General features: G+C 40.6%; 19 protein-coding genes. 12 read left to right on the forward strand and 7 right to left on the reverse strand.

Annotated features, from left to right (window positions below):
- Positions 1–1,454: 1,454 nt before the first annotated feature.
- The 5 genes from F6J90_RS40185 (at position 1,455) to F6J90_RS40205 (ending at position 14,189) form a co-directional block, all read left to right on the forward strand.
- Entirely contained in the window at positions 1,455–2,852 is a 1,398-nt protein-coding gene (locus F6J90_RS40185; protein WP_293107537.1) for an AAA-like domain-containing protein, read from the forward strand.
- A 386-nt stretch (positions 2,853–3,238) separates the two neighbouring features.
- A complete protein-coding gene (locus tag F6J90_RS40190; protein ID WP_293107540.1) occupies positions 3,239–5,545 on the forward strand; it encodes a TOMM precursor leader peptide-binding protein in 2,307 nt (768 codons plus the stop codon).
- 266 nt (positions 5,546–5,811) lie between these two features.
- A complete protein-coding gene (locus F6J90_RS40195) occupies positions 5,812–6,909 on the forward strand; it encodes an amidohydrolase family protein (protein ID WP_293107543.1) in 1,098 nt (365 codons plus the stop codon).
- 135 nt (positions 6,910–7,044) lie between these two features.
- Positions 7,045–8,067 carry a hypothetical protein gene (locus F6J90_RS40200; protein WP_293107545.1) on the forward strand — a complete coding sequence of 341 codons (1,023 nt, stop codon included), beginning with the start codon at positions 7,045–7,047 and terminating at the stop codon, positions 8,065–8,067.
- Positions 8,068–8,402: 335 nt separating this feature from the next.
- The gene (locus F6J90_RS40205) at positions 8,403–14,189 is read left to right on the forward strand and encodes an AAA family ATPase (protein WP_293107548.1); all 5,787 of its coding nucleotides are present in this window, start codon (positions 8,403–8,405) and stop codon (positions 14,187–14,189) included.
- A 16-nt stretch (positions 14,190–14,205) separates the two neighbouring features.
- Here F6J90_RS40205 and F6J90_RS40210 read toward each other — a convergent pair whose 3' ends face one another.
- Positions 14,206–14,331, reverse strand: a complete 126-nt coding sequence (locus F6J90_RS40210) for a hypothetical protein (protein ID WP_293107551.1) — start codon at positions 14,329–14,331, stop codon at positions 14,206–14,208.
- A 391-nt stretch (positions 14,332–14,722) separates the two neighbouring features.
- Between F6J90_RS40210 and F6J90_RS40215 the strand changes: the two genes are divergently transcribed.
- From F6J90_RS40215 to F6J90_RS40225, 3 genes are read left to right on the forward strand one after another with little or no spacing between them, the layout of a single operon-like run.
- Positions 14,723–14,980: a hypothetical protein gene (locus F6J90_RS40215; RefSeq protein ID WP_070394750.1), complete on the forward strand. Its 258-nt coding sequence runs from the start codon at positions 14,723–14,725 to the stop codon at positions 14,978–14,980.
- Positions 14,977–15,237 carry a hypothetical protein gene (locus tag F6J90_RS40220; protein WP_293107557.1) on the forward strand — a complete coding sequence of 87 codons (261 nt, stop codon included), beginning with the start codon at positions 14,977–14,979 and terminating at the stop codon, positions 15,235–15,237. Before F6J90_RS40215 ends, F6J90_RS40220 begins: the two co-directional genes overlap by 4 nt.
- 43 nt (positions 15,238–15,280) lie before the next feature.
- Entirely contained in the window at positions 15,281–15,412 is a 132-nt protein-coding gene (locus tag F6J90_RS40225) for a hypothetical protein (protein ID WP_293107560.1), read from the forward strand.
- A 148-nt stretch (positions 15,413–15,560) separates the two neighbouring features.
- On the opposite strand, the gene F6J90_RS43950 is transcribed toward F6J90_RS40225, so the two are convergent.
- Together F6J90_RS43950 and F6J90_RS40240 are read right to left on the reverse strand one after the other, a co-directional pair.
- Entirely contained in the window at positions 15,561–18,446 is a 2,886-nt protein-coding gene (locus F6J90_RS43950) for an AAA-like domain-containing protein (protein WP_366514007.1), read from the reverse strand.
- Positions 18,447–18,491: 45 nt separating this feature from the next.
- Positions 18,492–19,778, reverse strand: coding sequence for an ATP-binding protein (locus F6J90_RS40240; RefSeq protein ID WP_293107563.1), 1,287 nt, complete (start codon positions 19,776–19,778; stop codon positions 18,492–18,494).
- Between F6J90_RS40240 and F6J90_RS40245 the strand changes: the two genes are divergently transcribed.
- The 4 genes from F6J90_RS40245 (at position 19,777) to F6J90_RS40260 (ending at position 20,931) form a co-directional block, all read left to right on the forward strand.
- Entirely contained in the window at positions 19,777–20,025 is a 249-nt protein-coding gene (locus F6J90_RS40245; protein ID WP_293107566.1) for a hypothetical protein, read from the forward strand. The genes F6J90_RS40240 and F6J90_RS40245 overlap by 2 nt on opposite strands.
- A gap of 143 nt (positions 20,026–20,168) precedes the next feature.
- Positions 20,169–20,420: an AbrB/MazE/SpoVT family DNA-binding domain-containing protein gene (locus tag F6J90_RS40250; RefSeq protein WP_293107568.1), complete on the forward strand. Its 252-nt coding sequence runs from the start codon at positions 20,169–20,171 to the stop codon at positions 20,418–20,420.
- The gene (locus F6J90_RS40255) at positions 20,414–20,746 is read left to right on the forward strand and encodes a type II toxin-antitoxin system PemK/MazF family toxin (RefSeq protein ID WP_293107571.1); all 333 of its coding nucleotides are present in this window, start codon (positions 20,414–20,416) and stop codon (positions 20,744–20,746) included. The genes F6J90_RS40250 and F6J90_RS40255 overlap by 7 nt, the downstream gene beginning before the upstream one ends.
- 17 nt (positions 20,747–20,763) lie before the next feature.
- Positions 20,764–20,931 (forward strand): hypothetical protein, encoded by a 168-nt coding sequence (locus F6J90_RS40260; RefSeq protein WP_293107573.1) that lies wholly within the window; start codon positions 20,764–20,766, stop codon positions 20,929–20,931.
- A 1-nt stretch (position 20,932) separates the two neighbouring features.
- On the opposite strand, the gene modB is transcribed toward F6J90_RS40260, so the two are convergent.
- The 4 genes from modB to F6J90_RS40280 form a co-directional block, all read right to left on the reverse strand.
- Entirely contained in the window at positions 20,933–23,200 is a 2,268-nt protein-coding gene (gene modB / locus F6J90_RS40265; protein WP_293107576.1) for a molybdate ABC transporter permease subunit, read from the reverse strand.
- A gap of 335 nt (positions 23,201–23,535) precedes the next feature.
- A complete protein-coding gene (gene modA, locus F6J90_RS40270; RefSeq protein ID WP_293107579.1) occupies positions 23,536–24,348 on the reverse strand; it encodes a molybdate ABC transporter substrate-binding protein in 813 nt (270 codons plus the stop codon).
- A 9-nt stretch (positions 24,349–24,357) separates the two neighbouring features.
- Positions 24,358–24,483: a hypothetical protein gene (locus F6J90_RS40275; RefSeq protein WP_293107581.1), complete on the reverse strand. Its 126-nt coding sequence runs from the start codon at positions 24,481–24,483 to the stop codon at positions 24,358–24,360.
- A 423-nt stretch (positions 24,484–24,906) separates the two neighbouring features.
- The gene (locus tag F6J90_RS40280; RefSeq protein WP_293107583.1) at positions 24,907–25,161 is read right to left on the reverse strand and encodes a hypothetical protein; all 255 of its coding nucleotides are present in this window, start codon (positions 25,159–25,161) and stop codon (positions 24,907–24,909) included.
- Between the last annotated feature and the right edge of the window lie 37 nt (positions 25,162–25,198).

The raw sequence follows: 25,198 nt of genomic DNA on the forward strand, positions 1-25,198 counted from the left end.
GGCAGCAACCTAACCCTGACGAAGAGGGGAAACATGAAGACTCCCCTAACGCACCCTACGCAGCTGACGGCTGACGGCTGAATGCTTACGATTTTTACTCTTTTTGACCTGGATTACCCGATCACCATCTGATAGTACTTCTGCTTTTAGTCTCTAAATCTCATAAAACTCATGTAAAAACTCATGTAAAAACTCATGTAAAAACTCATGTAAAAACTCATGTAAAAACTCATGTCTAGGGTTTTTATATAGGTTGTAAACAAAATTATTGCTCAAAAATGCAAGAGGCAAGAGGCAAAACGCAAGAGGGGAAAGAGATTCAAAGTTTTATTGTCCAATAAAAAAAGACCATACACGTTTACATCTCAAATAGAAACGCTATATACAGTCGAAAGTGGGGAGTCAACAGAAGCGAAAAATGGGGATAATTCTCCCTATCTACCCATTTTCCGCTTCTAAAAATATGACGAAATCGCGTTTATACAAACAAAATCAAGGGCTGTGAGGGGATAAACCCCCCTCTAGTTCCCAGATTATCTGCTATTATCTGCTATTATCTGCTATTATCTGCTATAATTACACTCCCCTGTCAGGGAGTCCCAGCAATAAAAATAGTTAACAATATTTAATATTAAACTGTCAATTATATAAGTTATGATATTTTCCGGTAAGGATAATAAATCAAAGGAGGAAAGTAAGCCTTTAATGCCTGCCATATCGGTCAGCTCCCTACTCGCAAGAGAGGAGTTTCATAATAACTGTAATCCACTGGTACATGACCAGCCACTGTTGGTTAACTGCGGTGCCATTGCCCAGTCATCAGCTCTAAAATTGGTTGGTCATTCAGCGGTATTCGAATCTAATTCTATGGTAATACACTAATATAGTGTTTTTAAAATTAAAGTAAGCATTCAGCATTCAGCGGTCAGCCGTGAGCTAAAAGCTCACGCTACGCGAACAGCTTTGTGGCACAGGCTTCTAGTTTGTGGCAAAGGCTTTGGCCTTGGCCTTTGGCCACGCTACGCGAATGGCCACGCTGTGCGAACGACGCTGTTACATAACTCAGCATTATTCGAATGCTGACCTGTTGTCTTGATGCAATAGCGAGTGGGGGAAACCACGGCAGTTGCTCATGGGGGGAACCACGGCAGTCGCTCATGGGGGAAACCCCCAAGACCGCGCTGCCTCCCCAAGACCGCGCTGCCTCCCCAAGACCGCGCTGCATCGCTTATTCAAAAGCACCGATGAGTAGCGTGGCACAGGCTTAATGCCTGTGACAAACACGCATTAGCTGATAGCTGATACGCTGATAGCTGATAGCTTACAAATTAAATCAACACTATAGCTTTTAGTTCCCAAAAGGGGACGGCAAAACTTGGATAGCTCGTTTCGGTGTGTCACGTTTGATCGAGCACTTAAAAGGTGCTTCTTGATAAATTTCGGTGGCATTTTAGATGAATATTGATTGTATTCTGGAAATTGTTGACCGTCAACTAAAAGAGAGTCAACATCGACCCCTTACATCCACAGAAGTTATGATGCTGGATGGGGTTTGGCAGTATAGAACTTATAACCAAATTGCCCTCGAAGCAGGTTATAGTGCAGGCTACCTTAGTAATGTCGTTGCTCCAGATTTGTATCAGCGACTCTCGGAGGTGATTGGCCAGCGGGTAAGCAAGAAAAACTGTCGGGTGCTGCTGGAGTCTTATGCCACTGCCCAAACAGCCGCAGAGACAAACCCTTTTCAGGCAGATCTGGTGAAGCTAGAGCTGACGGGAAATGCTGCCAATGAAACCCCTGAGATACTACCTTGCTATCCCAGTGGCTCAATCCCTCTCAACTCTCCCTTTTACCTAGAACGCTCTTCCCTTGAGGAGCAAGTTTATCAAGAAATCAAGAAACCGGGAGCGTTAATCAGGATTAAAGCTCCCAGAGAAATGGGCAAAACCTCTCTGCTGCTGAGGATTCTTGACCATGGCAACCGCCTGGGCTACCATACTGTCAGCTTGAACCTAGAGCAAGTCGAGCACGGAATTTTAAGCAATTTGAATCAATTTTTGCGCTGGCTGTGTGCCAACATCGCTCACCAGCTTCAGCGTAAACCGATGCTAGATGAGTATTGGGATGAAGACCTGGGCAGTAAAATTAGCTGCACCCTCTACTTCCAAGACTATCTACTAGATTTAATTGATACTCCCCTAATCTTGGCATTGGATGAGGTGAGCCAGATTTTCGAGCATCCCCAAGTCGCGAAGGATTTTTTACCTCTGTTGCGTTCTTGGTACGAAGAAGGCAAAAGACTGCCCATCTGGCAAAAGCTTCGCCTGGTAGTGGTTCACTCCACGGAAATTTACGTTCCTCTGGAGCTTAACCAGTCTCCTTTCAATGTGGGGCTGCCGGTTCAGTTATACAACTTCAGCCAGGACGAGGTGCAGCAGTTAGCTCAACGCTACGGACTCGACTGGATAGGTCCCGAAGAAGCTAGACAATTAATGGTAATGCTGGGGGGACATCCAGCACTGGTAAACTTAACGCTCTATCATCTTAGTCGCAAGGACATAACTCTGTCCCAACTGCTAGAAAGTGCTCCCACTGCCACCGGAATTTATGCTCATCACTTGCAGCGTCATTGGGCAACATTGGCAAAACAGCCGGAATTAGCACAAGCTCTTGATACGGTTCTCAAGGCCACTGAACCTGTGCCCTTAGACCCCATCCTAACTCACAAGTTAAGCAGTATGGGGTTGATTAAACTTTCAGGTGCTCAAGCGATCGCAGCTTGTGAATTGTATCGGCGGTTTTTTATTAAAAAGGGAGAGCAACAGTTTATGTATACAGCATCTTTTTTGTAGTCTAATCATTGATTTAGGGAGTAGGGAGCAGGGAGCAGGGAGCAGGGGTCAGGGGTCAGGGGTCAGGGGTCAGGGGTCAGCGGTCAGGGGTCAGCGGTCAGCGGTCAGCGATCAGCGGTCAGCCATTCGCGACTTGAGGTGCTTTGTGGCACAGGCTTCTAGCCTGTGATCTAGCGCATTAGCTGATAGCTGATAGCTTACGATCAGTTTTTAATGCTCCTTTCACGATTCAATGTTTTGTTTATTAGTTTTTTCATGAGATTTTATATGAGTTATGAGATGAGTTTTATGAGTTTAGTAGGTCAAAATTATAAGTACTATACAACATAGTTGATTAAATTACCAATAAATTTAGGGTTAATTTTAAGCAGAAAAGAACTAAAACAATGCTCAATAAGCCCCAGTTCAATCCCTCTTACTCAGTTGAAACTATAGAACCAGACAAGGTGTTTTTAGTCTCCGAGAGAGAAGCAGTTTGGTTAAGCGATCGCATTTCTTATAGTTTAGCTGAGTTAATCGATGGCAATCGCAATAATGACGAAATTATTGATACAATTCAACAATCCCTACTGTCAGACAAAAAATATTTTCAGGAAACTAAAACCTTTTTCCAAGACGTTTTTAATGTAAGTGTCCAAGCCCAATATGCTTTATTAGAAATGGAGAAAAAGGGCTATCTGGTTGAACAAGAGAACTCTTTACCACCGCACCTAGACATTTTCTGCCATCATCTCAACATCACTCCCACCGTCGCCCATCAACGATTGCAATCCACTAAAGTAGCAGTAAAAACATTAGGTTCGGTTGCTGCTGAGGACTTCATTGCTATGCTTGAGTCTCTAAATATTCAAGTAGCTGACGAAGGGGATTTGACAGTAGTTGTAACCGACGACTACCTTGAGCCGAAGCTAGATGAGTTCAATCAACAAGCCCTAAAGTCCCAATCTCCCTGGATGCTGGTTAAACCATTAGGAACGATAATCTGGATCGGCCCAGTATTTAATCCTAAGCAAACTGGTTGTTGGGACTGTTTAGCCAAGCGTTTGCGAGATAATAGACCGATTGAAGGGTTTATTGAGAGACAAAAAGACATTTCCCCTTCTTTAGTTGCTCCTTTGGGATTTTTGGCCTCTACAATACAAACTGGATTAGGAATGGCAGCCACAGAGGTGTTTAAGTGGATTGTCCAAGGGGAAAATAAACAATTAGAACATAATCTGATCGCTTACGATACAATCACGCTGCAAACCCAACATCATAGCTTGGTTAAACGTCCTCAATGTTCTAGCTGTGGAAAAATGGTAAAGGACTTAACCAACAATCCCCTACCGGTTGTTTTAGGACACCGTAAGAAAACCTTTACCGCAGATGGAGGACATCGTTCTTGTTCCCCTGAAGAAACCCTCAGGAAATATCAACATCATATTAGTCCCATTACTGGGGTTGTACGAGAACTCAAGAAAATACCTGGGAATGGATTAACTCATAACTACATTGCCAAACATCATTTTATTAGTATTTTTGATGATTCAGCCAGCTTACAGCAAAATTTGGGAGGGAGAAGTGCAGGGAAAGGTAGGACTAACTCTCAAGCTAGGGCTAGCGGTTTTTGCGAAGCAATCGAGCGATATTCTGGGGTGTTCCAAGGGGATGAAATTAGAGAAAAATCCAGTTACCAACAAATGGGAGACAAAGGGATACACCCCAATGCTTGTATGAACTTCAGTCTACAGCAATATCAGAATAGAGAGCAATGGAATGCTGAGTGTCAAGGCTGGTTTCAAAAAGTCCCCGAACCATTTGATGAAGAAAGAGAAATTGACTGGACTCCCGTTTGGTCTTTAACCCACCAGGAATTTAAGTATCTGCCAACGGCTTACTGTTATTATGGCTATCGCCCATCCTATAAACCCGAATGTTGGGCTGACTCCAATGGGTGTGCGGCGGGTAACACTATCGAAGAAGCTATTCTGCAAGGGTTTATGGAATTAGTAGAGCGCGATAGTGTCGCTTTGTGGTGGTACAATTGCCTTAAGAAACCTCTAGTAGATCTAGACAGTTTCGACGAGCCTTATTTTCAAAGCCTGAAGCAATATTATCAAAGGATTAATCGAGAGCTTTGGGTGTTGGATATTACCAGCGATCTCAATATTCCGGTTTTTGCTGCTATTAGTCGGAGAAGGGATTGCCAGGTGGAAGATATAATTTTGGGTTATGGTGCTCATTTCGATCCTAAAATTGCTATTAGTCGAGCCTTGACTGAAGTTAATCAAATTCTTCCTAACGTTTTATTCGCAAAAGCCGATGGCAGTACTAACTATCCCCCATCAGCGGATCCCTTGGCTGTAGACTGGTGGCAAACTGCTACTGTAGCTGAGCAACCTTATTTACTTCCAGAGGAGGGAATTGCTGCTAAAGTTAGTGGTGATTATCTCCAAATGGCAAGTGACGATTTACTCGAAGATGTCAAGCTCTGTCAAAAAATTGTTGAGAAAAACGGTATGGAAATGCTGGTTTTAGACCAAACTCGTCCCGATATTGGACTGAGAGTAGCTAAAGTTATTATTCCGGGAATGCGCCATATGTGGAAAAGGTTAGCACCAGGGCGGCTTTATGAGGTTCCGGGGAAAATGGGTTGGTTGCAAGAACCACTTACAGAAGATCAACTCAATTCTTTTCCAATGTGGATGTGACTTAAGCATTCAGCTATCAGCTATCAGCTATCAGCTACCTGTAGGGTGGGCCTACCCATGGAGTCTGTGCTTTTTTAATGAGTTTTTATATGAGTTATGGGATTATTTCATATTAGTTTTCATATTAGTTTTTATATGAGTTTTATAGGTTGTAATTTCTAAAAAGCTAAATTACAATACTAACAAGGATAGAAAAATCGGCAATCAAGGAGTTAATTAATGTAATCAATAGGTAATCAATAGGTAATCAATTCTTGGGCTTTGTCATGCTAAATGGATATTCAATTATTGATGCTGATTCCCACGTTATTGAACCTCTGACTATGTGGAGTGAGTATCTAGAACCGGAATTTAGGCAGTTTTCTCCTTCACCGGAGATGAAAATTAAAGGGGAAGACATTGCAGAAAAGGTGTCCGAACAACTACGGGCTTTAGGAAATAAGCAGATGATGGCCGCTCATCCTAATGCTTATTTCAAAGGCTACAATGTGGAGTCTCATGTTCAAGAGATGGGGCAGATGGGGATTGATCAGGCATTCCTTTATCCAACGTATGGATTGTGGCTTTGGGCGATCGATACGATGAAACCGGAAGTTGCTGGAGCTTATACCCGTGCCTATAACAATTGGTTAAAGGACTTTTGCAGTTACGATCAAGATAGGTTAAAAGGGGTAGGAGCAATTAATCCTCACGCGCCGGAGGAAATGGTAAAACAATTACATCAAATAGCAGATTTTGGCTGGAAAGCGGTATTTTTACGCCCTAACCCAGTTAAAGGAAGACTATTGAGCGACTCCGCTTACGAGCCTTTTTGGACGGAATGTGAGCAACTAGGAATAGCAGTAGCCATTCACGAAGGTACTCACTCTCGCTTGCCAACTACTGGCACAGAACGGTTTCACACTCGTTTTGCTACTCACGCTTGCTCTCATCCGATGGAACAGATGATGGCTCTATTAACCTTGATTGAAGGAGGAGTATTAGAGCGCCATCCCCACCTTAAAGTAGCTTTTCTAGAATCAGGCTGTGGCTGGCTCCCCTATTGGCTGTGGAGACTAGATGAAGAGTATGAAAATTTACGTTATGAGGATAAAATAAAGTGTAATGTCAAGATAAAGCCTTCAGAGTATTTTCGTCGTCAATGTTTTATTGCCATAGAGCCTTCAGAACCTTATCTGGCTCAGGTGATTGACTATATCGGCACAGACAATTTAATTTTTGGTTCGGACTATCCCCATATGGATCACAATCCGAATATTGTTCAGCAACTGATACAACTTGAGGAATGTTTATCTCATACAACTTTGCAAAAGATTCTTTGGGATAATCCTCGCCGCTTTTATAGCCTAGAGACTTGGGTGTAAAAAAAATCCCAATTCAAATAGGTTATTCAAATAGAATGGGCAAAGTAATATAATCATTAAATAGTCAAAATAACCCAACTGTTTTTGCCCACACTACAAGATCGAATTAGTTAATCCATTAATAGGAGTTAGGAAATGACACGCGCTTTTACATCGGATTTTCTTCAATATCTTAAATCCAATCCACAGACTAAAGTCGGTTGGGAGCCGCAAATAGACGATTCTATAGATTTAAAGGAAAACCCAGATAAATATAATCAACACTACTTCCAAATACTCATATTTGATGATCTGGAAAATTCTCCAAAATTATTGTTTGGAACGAAAGAAAATATACAAGATCAATATGATATTAAATCTTCATCTTTCCCTACACCTGGAGTATGTGTTGATCAGGAATTTCTGCCGTCAGTGGTATTAGAAGACTCGTTGATTGAGACTGGAAAAAGAATTGCCCAACTTTCCACTGTTCGGTTTTTATTACAATGTCGTAAGCTATCTCAGATGATGACTTGTACGTGGCTAGATGAGCATACAATAAAACAAAACCGTAAAATTAACAAAACAAAAGTAAAATTAATCCGGCAAATATTTGATAATTACAATCTTCTTCCTGAAGAAATTTATTGGGTAAAAGAAAATAAAGAAAAATCCCAATTAACATATCATGATCTAGATAAAAAAATATCGAAGTTAAAAAAAGAAACAGACGAAAAATTCTTTGATTTATTAATTAAGCGTGAATCGAGGATCTCCATAGCTTTAGCCCTTTTATTATGTGGGCAAGCCTATTACAAAGATGAAAATAATGGTAATTTTAAAAGGATTCATGAGCCAATTTTTAGCACCTATGAAATGGTTTGGGAGTATGCAATCGACATATCTTGGGATACATTTTATGCTACAAGGATAGATCTTTCACAAGCAGGGGAAAGACCAAAACCTCCTTATACTAAAGTTACTCTAGGTTATCCTCCGAGACCCAGTGAATTTTCCGTGACACAGGAGCATATCAAAACATGGGTCACTGCACCAGAAAAGTTTGACGATAGTAATCAATACCCATTTTATCCCGATCCAGAAACTACTGACTGGAATAATAAGCAATTACAGTTCGTCGTTCCTCCCTATCCTTATCTTCCTCTTAGTTGTACTTAATGGGTGAATCTCATTTTTGGTGTTTGAGCCGGTGGTGCGTTACGGGACGGACTTTCCCAATACTGGCTACGAGGCTGAAAATGACGGCGAGCCCCCTAAGAGTGCATCTCAATGCATTTTGAACCTGTGGTGCGTTACGGGACGGACTGTCCCAATACTGGCTACTGATAAAATCATGGCGAGTCCGTCCCTAACGCACCCTACCCAACTTTTTTACAAATATGAGATGCATCCCCCCCTAACGCACCCTAGCGAACTTTTTTACAAATATGAGATGCACCCGTGGTAAAATTAACTCATAAGCTATAAAATAAGCTTATGAGTTAATAGATGTTATGGAAACAAACTATCAGATCATCGAAAAAATATATGAGAGTGCTAACTCTTTAGTTTATCGAGCCATCCTAAAGACAGATAATCAACCTATTATTATTAAAGTTCTCAAAGAAAGCTATCCTACTCTTTCAGAACTTACGCGCTATAAACAGGAATATGAAATTACCCGTTCGTTGAACGTAGATAGTATCGTTAAAGCCTATGACTTACAGCGATATGATAATAGTTTAGTAATACTTTTAGAAGACTTTGGTGGTGAATCTTTAAAATTATTACTATCCCAAGGTCAATTCAGCTTAGAAGACTTTCTGGCTATCGCGATTAAGACAACTGAGAGTTTAGCTGCTATTCATGCTGCCAATATTATTCACAAAGATATTAATCCCTCTAATATTATATATAACTCAAAAACCGAACAACTTAAAATCATTGATTTTGGCATTTCTACCCGTTTATCCCAAGAATTTTTGACGGTTCGTCCTCCCAATCAATTAGAAGGAACTTTAGCCTATATTGCGCCAGAACAAACAGGTAGAATGAACCGAGGAATAGATTATCGCAGTGATTTTTATTCCCTTGGTGTTACTTTTTATGAATTTTTAACCAACAAACTTCCTTTTGAAACCACTGACCCAATAGAATTAGTCCATTGTCATATCGCACAACAACCATTACCAGTTCATGAGCTGATTCCTGATCTTCCTATAGCTGTATCTGATATCATCAGAAAATTGTTAGCTAAAACACCGGAGGATAGATATCAAAGTGCTTGGGGAATTAAAGCTGATTTAGAAACCTGTGTTAATCAATTAAGGTCTCAAGGAGAAATTTATCAGTTTCCCTTAGGAAGTCAAGATTTTGCTGATAATTTTCATATTCCTCAAAAACTGTATGGTCGAGAACAGGAAGTTACACAACTTTTAACGGCTTTTGAGCAAGTTAGTAAAGGAACAACTGGAATGGTTCTCATTTCTGGTTATTCAGGTATTGGCAAATCTGCTTTAGTTAATGAAATTCAAAAACCGATTACACTACAACGAGGAAGGTTTATTAGTGGTAAATTTGACCAATTGAAGCGAGATATTCCTTATTCTGCTATTTCTAAGGCTTTTCAAGACTTAATCCGTAAACTGCTATGTGAACCAGAAGTAAGGTTACAAACTTGGAAAACTAAAATTTTAGAAGCTTTAGACAATAATGGTCAAATTATTATCGATGTAATTCCTGAACTTGAGAAAATTATCGGGCGACAGCCACCAGTTGCACAGCTAGGCAAAACTGAAAGTCTAAATCGATTTAATTTATTTTTTCAACGGTTTTTGGGTATTTTTTGTCAAAAAGACCATCCTTTAGTTATCTTTATTGATGATTTACAATGGGCAGATTTACCATCTCTGAACTTAATTGAGCAGTTAATGTCAGAGCCAGACAAGCAATATTTTATGATGATAGGGGCATATCGAGATAACGAAGTTAGCCCTACTCATCCTTTAATGGACACCTTAGAGAAAATTAATCAAGCAAAAGTCCCAATCAATGAGATTACCCTTTACCCCTTAACCATTAATCACATTAATCAATTAATTGCTGATACCCTAAGTTGTTCAACAGAGTTTTCAAAACCTTTAGCTGAGTTAGTTGCTAAAAAAACTGAAGGCAATCCTTTTTTTCTGAATCAACTCCTCTATTCTTTATATCAAGACAAGTTATTAGTATGTAACCCCGATCAATCTTTTCTGAATCCAGAAGACAATCAACAAGGTTATTGGCAATGGAATATAGAAGAAATTGAAAGGGTCTCTATTACCGATAATGTAGTTGAGTTGATGGTCAGTAAACTTGAACAGTTAGACCATAAAACTCAAGAAGTTATTAAATTAGCGGCTTGTATTGGAAATCATTTTAATTTAGAAATTATTTCGATCGTTAATAACAAATCTCAACTAGTAACCGCTAGAGAACTAGAGTCTGCCCTAGATAAAGGCTTGATAATTCCTCTAAATAATAACTATAAATTTCCTCTGCTTTGGAACCCAGAAGAATTATCAAATAATAACTTAGATATTTCATATCATCCTTCTACATATATTCCTTACAAATTTTTACATGACCGAGTACAACAAGCTGCTTATTCGTTGATTCCAGAAGCAGAAAAAAAACAGGTTCATCTACAAATAGGTCGTTTGCTACTGCAAAATATTAAAGATAATGAGTTAGATAATCAAATTTTTGATATTGTCAATCAACTTAATGAAGGGTCTGCTTTAATTACTGAAGAATTAGAAAAAAATGAGTTAGCTAAATTAAATCTTAAAGCTGGGAAAAAAGCTAAAGCTTCGACTGCTTATGAATCAGCTTTAAGATATTTAGATACTGCTTTAGAATTGTTAACAGAAAATAGCTGGGAGGATCAGTATCAATTCACACTAGAGCTTCAGGTAGAAATGTTAGAAGCTTTGTACTTAAATACTAAGTGGGAGCGAATTGAAGCACTATCTGCAACTATTCTGCCCAAGGTGAGCAATATTCTCGATCAAGTTAAGATATATGAGTTAGCCATATTGTCTTATTATGCTCAATTTCAGCCCGAAAAAGCTATTGATACTGCGGTCAAAGCTTTAGAGAAACTCGGGATAACAATATCCCAAGAAGCTGCTAGGGAGAGTGAACTCACAAATAGGATTAAACAAGAACATAAATCTATTCAATTGCTATTGAAAGGAAAAAGCATTGAAGATTTAGCTGATTTGCCTAAAATGACCGATCCTTATAAACTTGCAGCTATATCAATCTTGCAGCCAGTTATGACTGCAACATGGACAACAAATTTTTCATTATTTGTTGAGATAGTCTTAACTCAGCTTAATCTTTGTGTTAAATATAATAATCCTCCTCAAGCTGCTGGTACTTATGGTTGTTATGGAATGCTTCTGTGTGGGGTAATAGGAAATATTGATTCTGGATATCAGTTTGGACAACTATCTATCAATTTTTTAGAAAAATACAGTATTCCTAAATTAGAAGCTTTAGTAATGCATTTGTATTACGGATTTATCTGGCATTGGAGAGAATGTATTAATGAACAAGGGGCACAAAAAAAATTACTAAATAGTATTCAACAAGGGATAAATACAGGAAACAATGAGTATGCTTCTTATCTTGCTCTAGACTATTGCTTTATCAAGTTTTTTGGAGGATGTAATTTAGAACAGGTTGAGCAAGATTATAGTAAATATACTCAACTAATCAAAAAGCTAAATCAAGAATATTCGATAAATTATATAGAAATATGCACAAATATTATTGTAAATTTAAGATTTAAAATTCAAGATAACTATTTTTTATTGCTCGGCAATGATCAACATGAAGAATATAAATATATAGAAAAATATACTAAACAAAACAATCAATGGTTACTATTTATTTACTATTTTGGCAAAACACTTATTTTTTATAATCTAAAAGATTACGTTAAGGCTTTTGATAATAGTCAAAATGCCGAAAAATATGTTATGGCAATCGGCGGGTTATTATGTAGTCCAGAGCATAACTTTTACTGTTCTCTTGCTTATCTTGCTCATTACAATAATTGTGACATAGAGCAGCGTAAAGAAATACTAGAACAAGTAGAAAAAAATCAAAAAAATATGAAAAAATGGGCTGGTCATTGCCCCGCCAATTTTCAAAATAAATCCGATTTAGTGGAAGCAGAAAAAGCAAGAGTTTTAGATCAAAACTGGCAAGCTGAAGAATTTTATGAAAAAGCGATTCAAGGTGCAAAAAAATCGAAATTTATCCATGAAGAAGCCTTAGCTTATGAACGAGCATCTGAGTTTTATCTGGCACTGGGCAGAGAAGAAATTGGTCAATTTTACCTAAAAAATGCCCATCATTGTTACAGTCGTTGGGGAGCACAAGCTAAGGTAAAACAATTAGAAGAAGAGTATCCTGAGTATTTATTAAGAGTAACGAATCAAGGTAAATCTAAAAGACTTAGTACAAGCATCTCTACTACAGGTTCTGATGGAGAAACTCTGGACTTATCTACGGTTATTAAAGCATCTCAAGCAATTTCTGGTGAAATTAAGCTGGAAAACCTCTTGCAAACTTTAATGAAAATTGTTATTGAAAATGCTGGAGCGCAAAAAGGGTTTATCATTCTTAATCATGAAGGGAATTGGGTGATCGAGGCTCAAGGAACAGTAGATAGCGATCGCGTTACTATTTTGGAATCAATTCCTATCGAATCTGTAGATACTGAAAACTCGATTCCTATTTTACCTACTACGATTATAAATTATGTCGCCCGCACTCAAGACTATATTGTTTTAAATGATGCAGTCCATGAAGACCAATTTATTAATGATCCTTATATTATTGCTACACAAAGTCAATCAATTCTCTGTACTCCTTTACTTAATCAAGGTCAGTTAAGAGGGATTGTTTATTTAGAAAACAATTTAACCACAAAGGCATTTACCTCAGAACGGGTGGAGCTTGTAAATATACTGTCTGCTCAAGTTGCTATCTCTATTGATAATTCAAGGCTTTATCAAACCTTAGAAGAAAGGGTAGAAGAGCGCACTCAAGAATTATCTCAAACTTTGGACGTTCTCAAAGCTACTCAAGCGGAACTAATTTTTGAAAACGAGTTACTCAAGAGTGACGAACAAGCCTCGAATTTTGATTATCAAGTGGGGGGAAGTTTACCGATGGATGCTCCCACTTATGTGGTGCGTTCTGCTGACAGAACTCTCTACAAAGCTTTAAAGCAAGGGGAGTTTTGTTACATTCTCAATCCCCGCCAGATGGGCAAATCAAGCCTGATGGTACGTATGATTAACCACCTGAACAATGAGGGGATTAGCTGCGCAGCGATCGACCTGACTCGGATTGGCAGCGAAAATGTTACCCCTGACCAATGGTATAAGGGATTGGCAGTAGAGCTATGGCGAAGTTTTGGTTTACTAAGAAAGGTGAATTTAAAAAAGTGGTGGAATGAACGAGCAGATATTTCTACGGTTCAGCGGTTGAGTCAATTTATAGAAGAAGTCTTGCTGGGTGAGGTTGAACAACCAGATAACAGTTTACCGAATAAAAGGGTAGTTTTTATCGATGAAGTTGATAGCGTCTTGGGCTTGAATTTTCCAGTTAATGACTTTTTTGCTCTGATTCGCTCCTGCTATAATCAGCGTACTATCAATCCAGACTATGGCAATTTAACGTTTGCTCTTTTTGGCGTTGCTACTCCTTCTGGCTTAATTACAGACCACCAAAGAACCCCTTTTAATATTGGTCAGGCGATTCAACTGGAGGGTTTTAAGGAGCATGAAGCTCAACCTTTGCTTCAAGGATTAGCAGAGAAAGTCAGCAATCCTCAAACACTGCTCAAAGAACTGTTAGCATGGACGAGTGGTCAGCCTTTTTTGACCCAAAAGCTCTGTCAATTCATCCGCAGTACTTCATCTGCTATCCCTACCAACGACGAAGCTGAATGGATTGAAAATTTGGTGCGAACCAAGGTGATAGAGAATTGGGAATCCCAGGATGAACCGGAGCATTTGAGAACTATACGCGATCGCATCCTGGAGAGTAAACAATCTGTAGGGCTACTGGAGATATATCGACAAATTGTGGAGCAGGGAGAAGTGGTGGCTGTTGACAGTCCAGACGAAAAGGAATTGCTGTTGTCAGGGTTAGTGGTGAAGCAACAGGGATGTCTGAGAGTCAATAACCGGATTTATGAATCGATCTTTGACCGCAGTTGGGTTGAGGAGCATGTCTAAGTGGGATCTTGGACTTTCAATTAAAATAGTAAAGGGAATAGGGAATAGGGAGTAGGGAGTAGGGAGTAGGGAGTAGGGAGTAGGGAGTAGGGAGTAGGGAGTAGGGAGTAGGGAGTAGGGAGTAGGGAACTAAAATTATCACAATTGATTTAGGATTGGTAAAGCTCTAAAATTTAGGAGTCTCAAGTCAGGAGTGACTAGGTGTAGGTGGGGTTGAAGGAAACTGAAACCTAATCAATCAAGGTAACAGAAGACAGAAAAGATGTTGGGTTTGGTTGCCTTAAGCCAAGGTACAAGAGAATCCGTTCGCGTAGCGGCTCCAAAGGAGCATATCACTTATTGTTACTGCATACAGTCTTGTTGATAATGCTCACCACATGGTATAGTAGTAGAAATAAACTGTAAACTATTGATAATTTAATTTTGATAAAAAACCTGGCTATTTGGTGAGTTCAGAACTTGCTGTGAAAAGTCAGAAGGTCTAGAAAATTGTAAGATTGAAATAAGGCAACAGTACCATGGAGTAAAACGTGATGTTGAATGTCAGTCTGGATCAAGAAGCAGAACAGTATTTAGTTGAAATTTTAAGTCAGGAAAAAACAACTAGCAGTGAGTTGATCAAAAAATTGCTGCGGGATTATCGCCAAAATTTTCAATCCCAAAAATCGGTTTTAGAACGAATGGGAGGAGTGCCTAAACATTTGCTATCGGTGGGTAATCTATCTGATCGGGATACTCGTAGAGAGATTATTGCTTCTCGGATACGGGCAAGCCATCAACGAGAAGTATGACCTATCATCCTGCTATTTTGGTGGATACAGGCTTGTTGGTGGCTTTCTATGATTCAGCCGATCAACATCATGGTCAGGTGGTTGAGTTTTTTACCAGTTGTAGCAGTCGGTTAGTTACAACGGTAGGTTGTGTTACAGAAGTGCTATGGTTGCTAGGGTCTGATTGGCGGGTGCAGAATGAATTTCTAACTCATCTGGCCAATAATATCTATGAGTGTGAGTCGCTCTTACTGCAAGACGAAAGCCCGTATCGCTGAGCTAAACGCCCAGTATGCTGACTTGCCTGGTGATTTTTCTGATTTGTCTCTTATAGCAATTTCTGAACGTTTGAATATTGCGGCGATCGCTACTTTGGATAAGGATTTTGATATCTATCGACGCTATCGCAAACAACCCTTTGAAGGAGTCTTTCGTCCTTCTTCTAATATTTAGGGTACGCTTTTTTCAAAACCTTGTCGCTTCTCTGAGCTACACAGGATTTTTTCCTACTCCCTACTCCCTACTCCCTGCTATACAACGTCACTCAATCCCTCAATCCTTCAATCTCCTATTCCTTACCAAATATCCTTTGTCCAAGGTTTTACCTACTTCTTGCCTTGAATTCCTCTGCTTCTCTTAACACAGGATTAATGTCAAACCAGCGCTCACCCTGATAGTGATATTCAAAGACGAACAAGCTTTGAAGTAGGATTGGATACTCTTCCTTTACTCTTACATTTTTCTGTTTTGCCACCTGGTTCAATAACTCCCACTCATCATCAGTAATCGCTCGAATTAATTCATTACCTCTTTGCTTAATCACGCTTTCCAAACACCTTCGGGATAAAGGTAGCTCTTCACGTTTAAGACAATTGCGGAGAAGTACTAGCGAATTGCGTACATGACCACCACTAATTGCACACAGTCGATCGAGAGTTCCAGAACTATCAAAAACTGCTGAGATGGCCTTAAGTCGTTCCTCTGGAGGAAGGTTAGGAAATGCTCTGGCTAAAATCATTTGTCGCATTAGTTCCATTCCTTCATTACACTCGCTACCATCTCGTAGTCTTACTGGCACCATCGGTAAAACTTCAGGATCTGTTCCAAAGTAATTTCTGAGCTTTTCAAACTCTTTTGAGAAGGTTAACCCCAATGGCATGGTATAAACTACATGGCAATTTAGCTGCTTCAACTGCTCTGCTCGATCGATAAACAGATACTCTTGTTGATTACGCCCTGTAGACATTAGCCTATTATGAACTCGGTCAAGATTATCGACAATTACCACTAGCCCTTCCTTTCCCCTTAGTTTTAATTGTTCTATCCCAGGCTGTATTAGCTCAAGATTGATTGCTTCGAGAATACTAGTTACACGTGGCTCTAGATACTCTCTTAGCTGACTGCGAAGCGTGGGATTTTCTTTAGCTTTAGCAGTGATTTTACCAATGCTCAAAGGTAGGCTATAAGTCTCTTGATCATCTAAGGATATTTGTGTGGTCAATAAATCCGTTGCATCTGCCAGAATCTTTTTCAATCCTCCCGGTCTTTTGTTTATACCAGCTTTTTCCAAGTTCGCACTGATGTGACGGGCAATGGATAACAATATATCAGCGACATCAGCATCTGCCAGGTCAATATCTTGACTAGATTCAAAGTAAACAGGATGAAATCCTTGTGCTTCCAATTCCGCCTTAAGTCTCAACAATTCTGTAGTTTTGCCGCAGCCAATATGACCTGTGAAAAGTTGACAGGTTGGTTCATCTGGTGAAAGGCGAGTAATCGTCCGCAGCAAACTTTTAAACTGGTTGCCACGCACCGCAGAAAAATCTATATAGTATCTCTGATCCTCAGCATACCCTACGTTAATTGTTTTTCCAGGATTTGAAGCCCTGTATAATCGCCTAAGATCTAAGCCTGGCTGATGTAATCTTTCTTGATAGGTTTCAATTTCTTGTAGTTTCTCCTGAGCTAACTCATTGTCAGGTTGAATTATCAAGATTGGCGCAAACTGCTCCTTGGCAAGTTCAAACTTTCGTTGATTTATTAAATCTAGGCCGTAACCTTCGAGCGATCGCACATAGTCTTCTTCTACACGATGTGAATCAATCTGATAGGCTCGTTTGTAAAGCTCTACTGCTTTACTAAAATCTCGGGTCTCCAAATATCCCTCAGCTAGCCCAAACAGAGCCTTGAAGTAGTTGGGATTGATTGACAACGCTTGCTCATAAAGGGGAATGGCATTTTTCAACAAGTTGTAGCCCTGTAAATCAGTGGCTGATTGGTAGACGCTATCGGCTGCTGGTTCAAGCTTTTCCAATTCCCAGATCTCTCGTTGGAGAGGATATTGCTTAACTAACCAACGACGTACCAATTCAACTTTGACCCGATAGCCATGAGCAGTTTGGGAGAATAAATTTGACCCTTGTGCAAAATCCAAAAAATCCCATTCAAGCAGTTGGCTCTCCGCCTGTATTAATGACTTGGTTTCAACAACGCCATACTGTTTCAGAATCACCAATGGTTCTTCCACAAACTGATCGTCTGTTAAATCAGCTCTTTTCTGGGCTTCTGCCACCGCTGAAAATATTACCCGTTCCGGGATTGGCAGCCCTTCTCGAAACCAGCCCAATCCTCCCCCACCAAGTTCAATGGCCTGATCCACAACTGCTTTAACATCCCCAGGAGTAATCTGCTGCTTCTGTTCAGTTCTAGCTCGTACAAACAGTGCATAACAGAGCAATTGAGTGAAATAGGGATGCCCTGCGGACAAGTCAATAATTGCTTGAATTGAATCCTGGCTATAGACTAACGATCCTTTGCCTGGCTCAGTAATCAATTTTTCCGTATCTTCGAGACTAAGTAAGCCAATTTTATAGGTTGGTGCTCTTCTGAATAAGCTCAGCAGTTTTGTTAGATCATCTGGCTGACGCCCTATCACTGGGATGATCACTAGTTGCTCATGTTGACTTAACAGAGATTGTAAATAAGGAAAAAAGGTTTGAACTGAAGAGGTTGGATCATAGTTATTTAAGACATCAAACTCGTCCAACATTAGTACTATAGTCTTTTCCCCTAAACCCTGATAAATTTCAGGCAAAAAATTCTGGGAGAAGATACTGGGATTGCTTGCTAAATCTGCTTCACTTGGTAGTTTACCATAGTCCAACTCTAGCTTAAGATGATTGATAAGGTGATTGATAATTGTCTCAGCCAGGAGATGCAATACATTGCTGAGGGATAAGTGCCCTTTGTCTTCAAGATTAAAAGAGATGAAGACAAATTGCTCCGATTGAATAAGGTTGGGAATCTGTAAAAGAACCGATGATTTGCCAATCCGTCTTTGACCATGCAACAGGATAACCCTTTCACCCTGGTTTAAATTATCCTCGACAAATTGGATCAACGTTTCCCTGCCAAAGAAAGACTTTGGCTCAGAGATAGCTGAACCAACAATATAAGGATTTCTCCGAACTTTTCCTGTCGTCATATCAATCTTGGTGATTTGCGAAAGGTTTCCTATTTGTGACAGTGATTAGCTTTTAATTGCTCCTTTCGGGATAGCAGCTATGACCTTACCAATCCATTCAAATATATCTGGTATTTTATCTTTATTTTTCCACATTAAACGAATGATATCTTTAACCTTTTCTGCTTGCTTATGACTCATCAGGTTAAGAAATACCTTCTGACGATTTTGTAATTCGGTTTCGGTACTGTTTTGAATGTTTTTAACCACCCACCATTCCATTAGTGATGAAGCAAAGGAGTAAGTCGCTTTCCCAGCTTGCTCTTCTCGTTTTATGATTCCTCTGATTTCTAAAGCATTCAGCTCTATTTCTTTTTGGCTAAAAATAGTCTCAATACCCCTCAGAGCATAGCGCTTATCGGATAAGCGACCTTCTAGACTGCACAAAGCAATTAGCATCAGTAAAATCTGCTCTAGGTCATTGCAAAGCTCCCAGGTAGCTTGAAAAAACTGTTCAGTTGCACTTAGAAAATCTCTAGCAAAGGTCTTAGGGTCAGGTACCCGATTAGCTCGCAATTCTTGATAGAGAAGATAACCAGCATTCTGTAGCAAGGCGGGATTGCCATCAGCAATTTCCCGAATTCCCTCTCGTAACGCTGGTGTAATTGGCATACCAAGTAGTAGGGCAGCCACTTCGTTATCCGTAAATGGCTTGAGTGGTTGAAATAAATAGTGGTTATACCAAGGAGATTTATCTGGGGTGAGTTGAGGCCCCAATTCACTCAGACGCCGAGAGGATGCTACAATCATTGAGATATATTTCCTTTCTTCACCAGAATTCGCAATGCTGCGACATTCATTCACAAAGGCTTCAAGATCAGCTTCCTGGTAACCGTCGTTTGTACGCAAAGCAACATCGTAGTCATCCACTAGTAATAGTAAAAATTTGTGGTATTCTCCAAGCTTACGTAATAGCTGCTTTAGATTAATTGAAGTGACTTTGTCTTGATCAAGTAATTGGTCAATATCAGTCTGTAGCCTTGGATTACTATCCAATTGACTTTTGCTCTCGATCAAGATTTGCCGCCAGAAGCTATCAGCATTAAACGGTTGAATACTTAGGCAATTTAGAAGTACAATTACAGCTGCTTCTGGATCTTGGCCTTGTAGGTGCCAGACGTCAGGTGATGTCAATAATTCTAAGAAGGAAGTCTTGCCAATTCCAGGTCCACCCCAAACTGCCAGATTACCACGACTAGAGATTTGGTCGAATGCTATTTCAATCTGAGACTCTCGTCCCACAAAGCGTTCTGGGGAAACGGCTTGTCCTACAGTAAAGGGATTTTGTGCCATGGTGATGGATTCTGAAAGTGTTTCTTATCGGGCTATTGTGTTCTATCTTTATTATGGCCAACTTCCTCAGCTAGGTTGTGCCATGGCAAAACCTTCTCTTGTTCCACACATCTTACTTTACCAGATTTTGATTGGGATTTTTTGCGATCGCGTAGCGGCCCGTACCGAGCATCGCGTAGCGGCTCGTACCGAGCATCGCACTTGCTTTCCCCCTTCCTATACCCTATTCCCTGTTCAACACTTCTGACAGTGACGATGCTGGGTTTCCTTCCCTCAAGCAAACCTACAATATTAGCGTAAGCAATACAAGATTTGCGATCGCACTAATTTATTATTATGGTAATCAATTAGTGCTAAAATAAAAATCACCCATCAAAAGTAATTAAACTGATGAAAACTGCCATTGTACGTATTGGAGATTCCCAAGGAATTAGAATTCCTAAAGCAATTATTGAAGAATGTGGTTTAGCCAATGTAGTTGAAATAACAGTAAAAGATGGAAAGGTGATTATTTCGCCAGTATCCCACTCTCGTCAAGGATGGGAAGAAGCGTTTAAAGAAATGGCCGACAATGGTGATGATGAATTATTAATTGATGATCGAATTAAAAATTCTTGGGATGAAGAGGATTGGAAATGGTAGCGATTCCCAAGCAATTTGAGGTGTATTTGGTTTGTCTCGATCCCACCATTGGTTCTGAAATTAAGAAGACTCGCCCTTGTGTGATTATATCTCCTAATGAGATGAATCAGTATATCAAGACAGTGATTATTGCACCAATGACGACAGCGAAGCGAAATTATCCCACACGAGTTAATTTAACTTTTAAAGGAAAAGAAGCACAAGTCGTTTTAGATCAAATTCGGACGATTGATAAGAGTCGCTTAATTAATAAGCTAGGAAAGCTTCCTGAAGAGATTGGTAATCAGGTACTTGATACTTTAGTGGAAATGTTTTCTAGGGATTAGCAAAGATATCGAGCCGATTGCGTTCGCGTAGCGGCTCCATTCGCGTAGCGTGGCCCAAAGGCCAAGGAGCATCGCACTTCCTCTCCCTATTCCCTATTCCCTATTCCCTGCTCCCTGCTCCCTGCTCCCTGCTCCCTAAAACCCAAGACTTTTTACCTCATCCAATTGACAATTACTATAGTTAAATCAACTCTCCATCAAAATCAACCTCAAAGCATCTAACTGCACATACCATGGCTCAGGCCAAGCTTTAATCTGATGCCATTTTTCCTTAAAAACTTCAGCTTGGAGGTGATACTGTTGAGGATTGTAGGACTTACCAAGTTTAGTTGGTTTTGCCCCCCTAACCCCCCAATTTTGGGGGGGAATCATGTCAAAGTCCCCCGCCCCCCTAACCCCCCAACTTTGGGGGGGAATCATGTCAAAGTCCCCCAGAATTGGGGGATTTAGGGGGCAATCCATAAGTCCTGTATTCCTAGAAGGAGTATATAAACTCAGATACAGTGTAACTCGGTGCTGGGTTTCACTCATCGTCACCAGCCAACAGGGAAATGTATTGTCGTGATTTGGCTCATTTAGAAATCTCAAATGATGAGCACGGATGCCAACATAGGCTAAGGATTTCCTGATCGGTTCCACAACTGAGAGACTACAGTTCCAGTCCAGTGCTTGAATTTTTTGGTGGTCAATAATTTCAACCCGAGAAAAGTTTTTACACTCCGTTAATTGTGCTACCCTAAAGCTAGGAGGATGCTCAAAAATAGCTTCTTTAGATCCAGAAGCAATAACATTTCCTTCGGAAAGTACTAACAGATTACCACAAACTCGGTAAGCTTCCTCTAATTTATGGGTAACGAAAAGAGTCGCTCCTTGATAGGTAGAGAAAATTTCCGTTAGTAGCATTTCGATCTGATTCCGGAGATAGGTATCAAGGGCTGAAAGGGGCTCATCTAAGAGTAACGCTTCTGGTGCGATCGCTATTGCTCTTGCCAAGGCTACCCGCTGTTGCTGTCCCCCAGAAAGTTCGTGAGGATAGCGCTTTTCCAATCCCTGTAAATGCATCAGTTCAATATATTTCCATACCCGTTCATTCCTTTGGGCTTTCGGCAATTCCTGCAAGCCAAAACCAATATTTTCAGCGACATTCATGTGGGGAAACAGGGCGTAGTTTTGAAACACAAAACCAATCCGACGTTGGTGAGGAGGAAGATTAATACCCTGTTTGGAATCAAACAAAACTCTTCCGTTCAAGACAATCCGGCCTTGAGTGGGTGTAGCCAAACCAGCAATACACCGTAGCGTCATACTTTTACCAGAACCAGAAGCCCCTAAGATTCCTAACGGCTTACCATTAGCAGTAAATTTAGCATCTAGGGTAAAGCTAGACGTTAGCTCTTTTCGTAACTCTACTAAAAGTCCTTGACTTACTTCTATATTAAATATTTTCCCTATTCCCTGTTCTTTTCCCCCCTGATTAAGGGAAGCTCTAGTCCCCCCCTTATTAAGGGGGGTTAGGGGGGATCCCTTCCTTACTTCTATGTGAGATTTTTTCCCTATTCCCTGTTCTTTTCCCCCCTTAATAAGGGAAGCTCTAGTCCCCCCCTTATTAAGGGGGGTTAGGGGGGATCCCTTCCTTACTTCTATGTGAGATTTTTTCCCTATTCCCTGTTCTTTTCCCCCCTTAATAAGGGAAGCTCTAGTCCCCCCCTTAATAAGGGGGGTTAGGGGGGATCCCTTCCTTACTTCTATGTTAGATTTTGTCCCTATTCCCTGTTCCCTGTTCCCTGCTCCCTGCTCCCTACTCCCTACTCCCTGTTCATAGTTAATGATGGTGATTGCCACGAGAGCGATCGCAACCATGATCAACACCCATAGTAGTGCTTCCCCCATCCTCCCGGCTTGGGCTGCAAAAAAGATAGCGATCGCAATGGTTTGGGTTCTGCCAGGAATACTCCCGGCTAGCATTAAAGTAGCGCCAAACTCTCCCAAAGCTCTCGCAAACGCCAGAACTGTCCCCGCCATCACCCCTGGCCAAGCCAAAGGTAGCAACACTTGCCAAAATACCCTACATTCAGAAGCCCCCAAGGTACGGGCACAGTTAATCAAATCCTGATTGACTTGTTTGAAAGCTCCCAGTACAGTTTTATACATCAAAGGAAAGGCAACTACAGTAGCAGCAATCACAGTAGCAGGCCAAGACAAGATTACAGATAATCCCAATTGCCTTAATAGCTGTCCCACTGGGCTATTTCTACCTAGTAACAACAGTAATAAGAAGCCAACTACTGTAGGCGGTAGCACTATCGGAAGGGTTAAGATACTATCAATAATTCCTTTACCTTTCCCTCGATAGCTAAACATCCAACCCGCTACTGTAATTCCCAGAAAGAAAGCCAAGATAGTAGCCAAGCCAGCAGTTTTTAGGGAAATCCATAAAGGAGAGAAATCTTCCATAGTGTTGAACAAAGAGTATGGGTAGTGTGGAAAGTGTGGGAAGAAAAAACGGCGTTGCTGAATTAAGGAATGAATGCGCAATCATCTGGTGCATGTTAAAGCCCCCTAAATCCCCCAACTTTGGGGGACTTTGAACGTCTTATTCCCCCCAGAATTGGGGGGTTAGGGGGGCAAAACCATACCTAGAATCAGCAACGCCGAAAAAACGGCATATATAGGGTCTCTAATAGTTATAAGGCAAATTCAATTTTCTTACCCCGACTCCCGACTCCCGACTCCCGACTCCCGACTCCCTGTTCCCTGCTCCCTATTCCCTATTCCCTATTCCCTACTCCCTACTCCCTACTCCCTACTCCCTTATCCGCCATAATAAACCCATACCTCAAAAATACAGTTTTAGCTGACTCACCACTCATAAACTGCACAAACTGGTTAGCATGAACAGGATTTTTAGACTCCTTCAATACCGCTACTGGGTAGATAATCCGGGAGTAAGACTCTGGCGGAGCAGTAGCCACTCGTTTAACTTGGTTTGATACCTTAGCATCTGTTGCATACACCAATCCAGCATCCACATTACCTGTTTCCACATACGATAGAACTTGGCGAGCATCTTTGCCAAAAACCAACTTCGGTTTGAGCTGGTCAAACAAATTAAGAGTAGACAGAACTTCCTTAGCATACTGTCCAGCTGGTACACTTTCCGGGTCTCCCATTGCTATTTTACTAATTTTATCAGAGGTTAAGTCCTTAAAATTAGAGATACCAGTATCGTCTTTAGGAGTAATTAATACTACCTGATTATTAAGAATACTTTGCCTTGTCCCTTCTAGTAAAAGCCCCTTAGATTCCAGAGCATTCATCTGTTTGGGAGCTGCTGAAATAAAAACATCCACTGGTGCGCCCTGTTCGATTTGTTGCTGCAACGAACCAGAGGAAGCAAAGTTATAAATAATGGTAACATCTGGTGTTTGCTTAGTATAGAGTACTTTGATAGCTTTCATAGCATCTTGTAAGCTAGCAGCCACTGATACCGTTAGGCTCACCACTTCTGGCTGTTGATTTTTAAGGGTAGCACCATTGCAAGCTATTAAAACTAAGGATAGACTTAAGCACAAAAACCATGATCTAGTTAGGGATTTAACCATATCTAATTTTTAGTTTAGATGTGAAACTATGATTGATAAAAAAAGGGAACAGGGAACAGCGATGCAGCGCGGTCTTGGGGAGGCAGCGCGGTCTTGGGGGTCTCCCCCATGAGCGACTGCCGTGGTTTCCCCCATGAGCGACTGCATCAAGACGGGAACAGGGAAGAGTAGTAAAGAGCTCTGAATAGTTTTTGATGTTATGATAAATCACCAAGATTGTTCATGATAGATTTTTAAATTATATAGCGCTTCCTATTCAGCGTGATATACATTTAAATTTTCTTCCCTACTCCCTACTCCCTACTCCCTACTCCCTACTCCCTACTCCCTACTCCCTACTCCCTACTCCCTACTCCCTACTCCCTACTCCCTACTCAATTAGATACTTAACAACAAAAAAAATAGCCGTAGAAATAATGTCCACGGCTATTTCAAGTCCACAGTAAGTGGATTCAAATCGCTATGTCACTCAGTTCCCGAACCCATCGAGAAATGATCCTATTTTATCAGACCGGAGCCTTTGCCCAAGGGGGGGCAACCCCCCCAGAAACTAACGTGTTAACGTAGCATCCAATACTTAGTGATGATAGTAATCACCTGCCCTGGCATGCCAGTAGGTTGCAGAGGACTCCACTCTGAAGCCTCTGCGTAGCCCATGGCAGACAAGGTATGAATACTATTGATTACTGCTTGACGAGGCCCCTTTAAAATGTGCTGAACATATTGTTCTTTTGGGAAAATATCTTCAAGATTAATTCCGGGAATTTGATGTTCAGGATTATTGTCGGGGTTAGGGATAAATTCTTGCGACATAGCTCAAGAGTTGAATTGTGTTTATATGATTATTGTA

Origin of the sequence: Moorena sp. SIOASIH (genome assembly GCF_010671925.1) — a bacterium.
Classification (GTDB): Bacteria; Cyanobacteriota; Cyanobacteriia; order Cyanobacteriales; family Coleofasciculaceae; genus Moorena.

What these genes read in the sequence shown, in the direction of transcription:
- F6J90_RS40185 (WP_293107537.1), top strand. Translation starts at nt 1,455, where the DNA reads ATGAATATTGATTGTATTCTGGAAATTGTTGACCGTCAACTAAAAGAG.
- F6J90_RS40190 (WP_293107540.1), top strand. Translation starts at nt 3,239, where the DNA reads ATGCTCAATAAGCCCCAGTTCAATCCCTCTTACTCAGTTGAAACTATA.
- F6J90_RS40195 (WP_293107543.1), top strand. Translation starts at nt 5,812, where the DNA reads ATGCTAAATGGATATTCAATTATTGATGCTGATTCCCACGTTATTGAA.
- F6J90_RS40200 (WP_293107545.1), top strand. Translation starts at nt 7,045, where the DNA reads ATGACACGCGCTTTTACATCGGATTTTCTTCAATATCTTAAATCCAAT.
- F6J90_RS40205 (WP_293107548.1), top strand. Translation starts at nt 8,403, where the DNA reads ATGGAAACAAACTATCAGATCATCGAAAAAATATATGAGAGTGCTAAC.
- F6J90_RS40215 (WP_070394750.1), top strand. Translation starts at nt 14,723, where the DNA reads ATGTTGAATGTCAGTCTGGATCAAGAAGCAGAACAGTATTTAGTTGAA.
- F6J90_RS40220 (WP_293107557.1), top strand. Translation starts at nt 14,977, where the DNA reads ATGACCTATCATCCTGCTATTTTGGTGGATACAGGCTTGTTGGTGGCT.
- F6J90_RS43950 (WP_366514007.1), bottom strand. Translation starts at nt 18,446, where the DNA reads ATGACGACAGGAAAAGTTCGGAGAAATCCTTATATTGTTGGTTCAGCT.
- F6J90_RS40245 (WP_293107566.1), top strand. Translation starts at nt 19,777, where the DNA reads ATGGTGATGGATTCTGAAAGTGTTTCTTATCGGGCTATTGTGTTCTAT.
- F6J90_RS40240 (WP_293107563.1), bottom strand. Translation starts at nt 19,778, where the DNA reads ATGGCACAAAATCCCTTTACTGTAGGACAAGCCGTTTCCCCAGAACGC.
- F6J90_RS40250 (WP_293107568.1), top strand. Translation starts at nt 20,169, where the DNA reads ATGAAAACTGCCATTGTACGTATTGGAGATTCCCAAGGAATTAGAATT.
- F6J90_RS40255 (WP_293107571.1), top strand. Translation starts at nt 20,414, where the DNA reads ATGGTAGCGATTCCCAAGCAATTTGAGGTGTATTTGGTTTGTCTCGAT.
- modB (WP_293107576.1), bottom strand. Translation starts at nt 23,200, where the DNA reads ATGGAAGATTTCTCTCCTTTATGGATTTCCCTAAAAACTGCTGGCTTG.
- modA (WP_293107579.1), bottom strand. Translation starts at nt 24,348, where the DNA reads ATGGTTAAATCCCTAACTAGATCATGGTTTTTGTGCTTAAGTCTATCC.
- F6J90_RS40275 (WP_293107581.1), bottom strand. Translation starts at nt 24,483, where the DNA reads ATGGGGGAAACCACGGCAGTCGCTCATGGGGGAGACCCCCAAGACCGC.
- F6J90_RS40280 (WP_293107583.1), bottom strand. Translation starts at nt 25,161, where the DNA reads ATGTCGCAAGAATTTATCCCTAACCCCGACAATAATCCTGAACATCAA.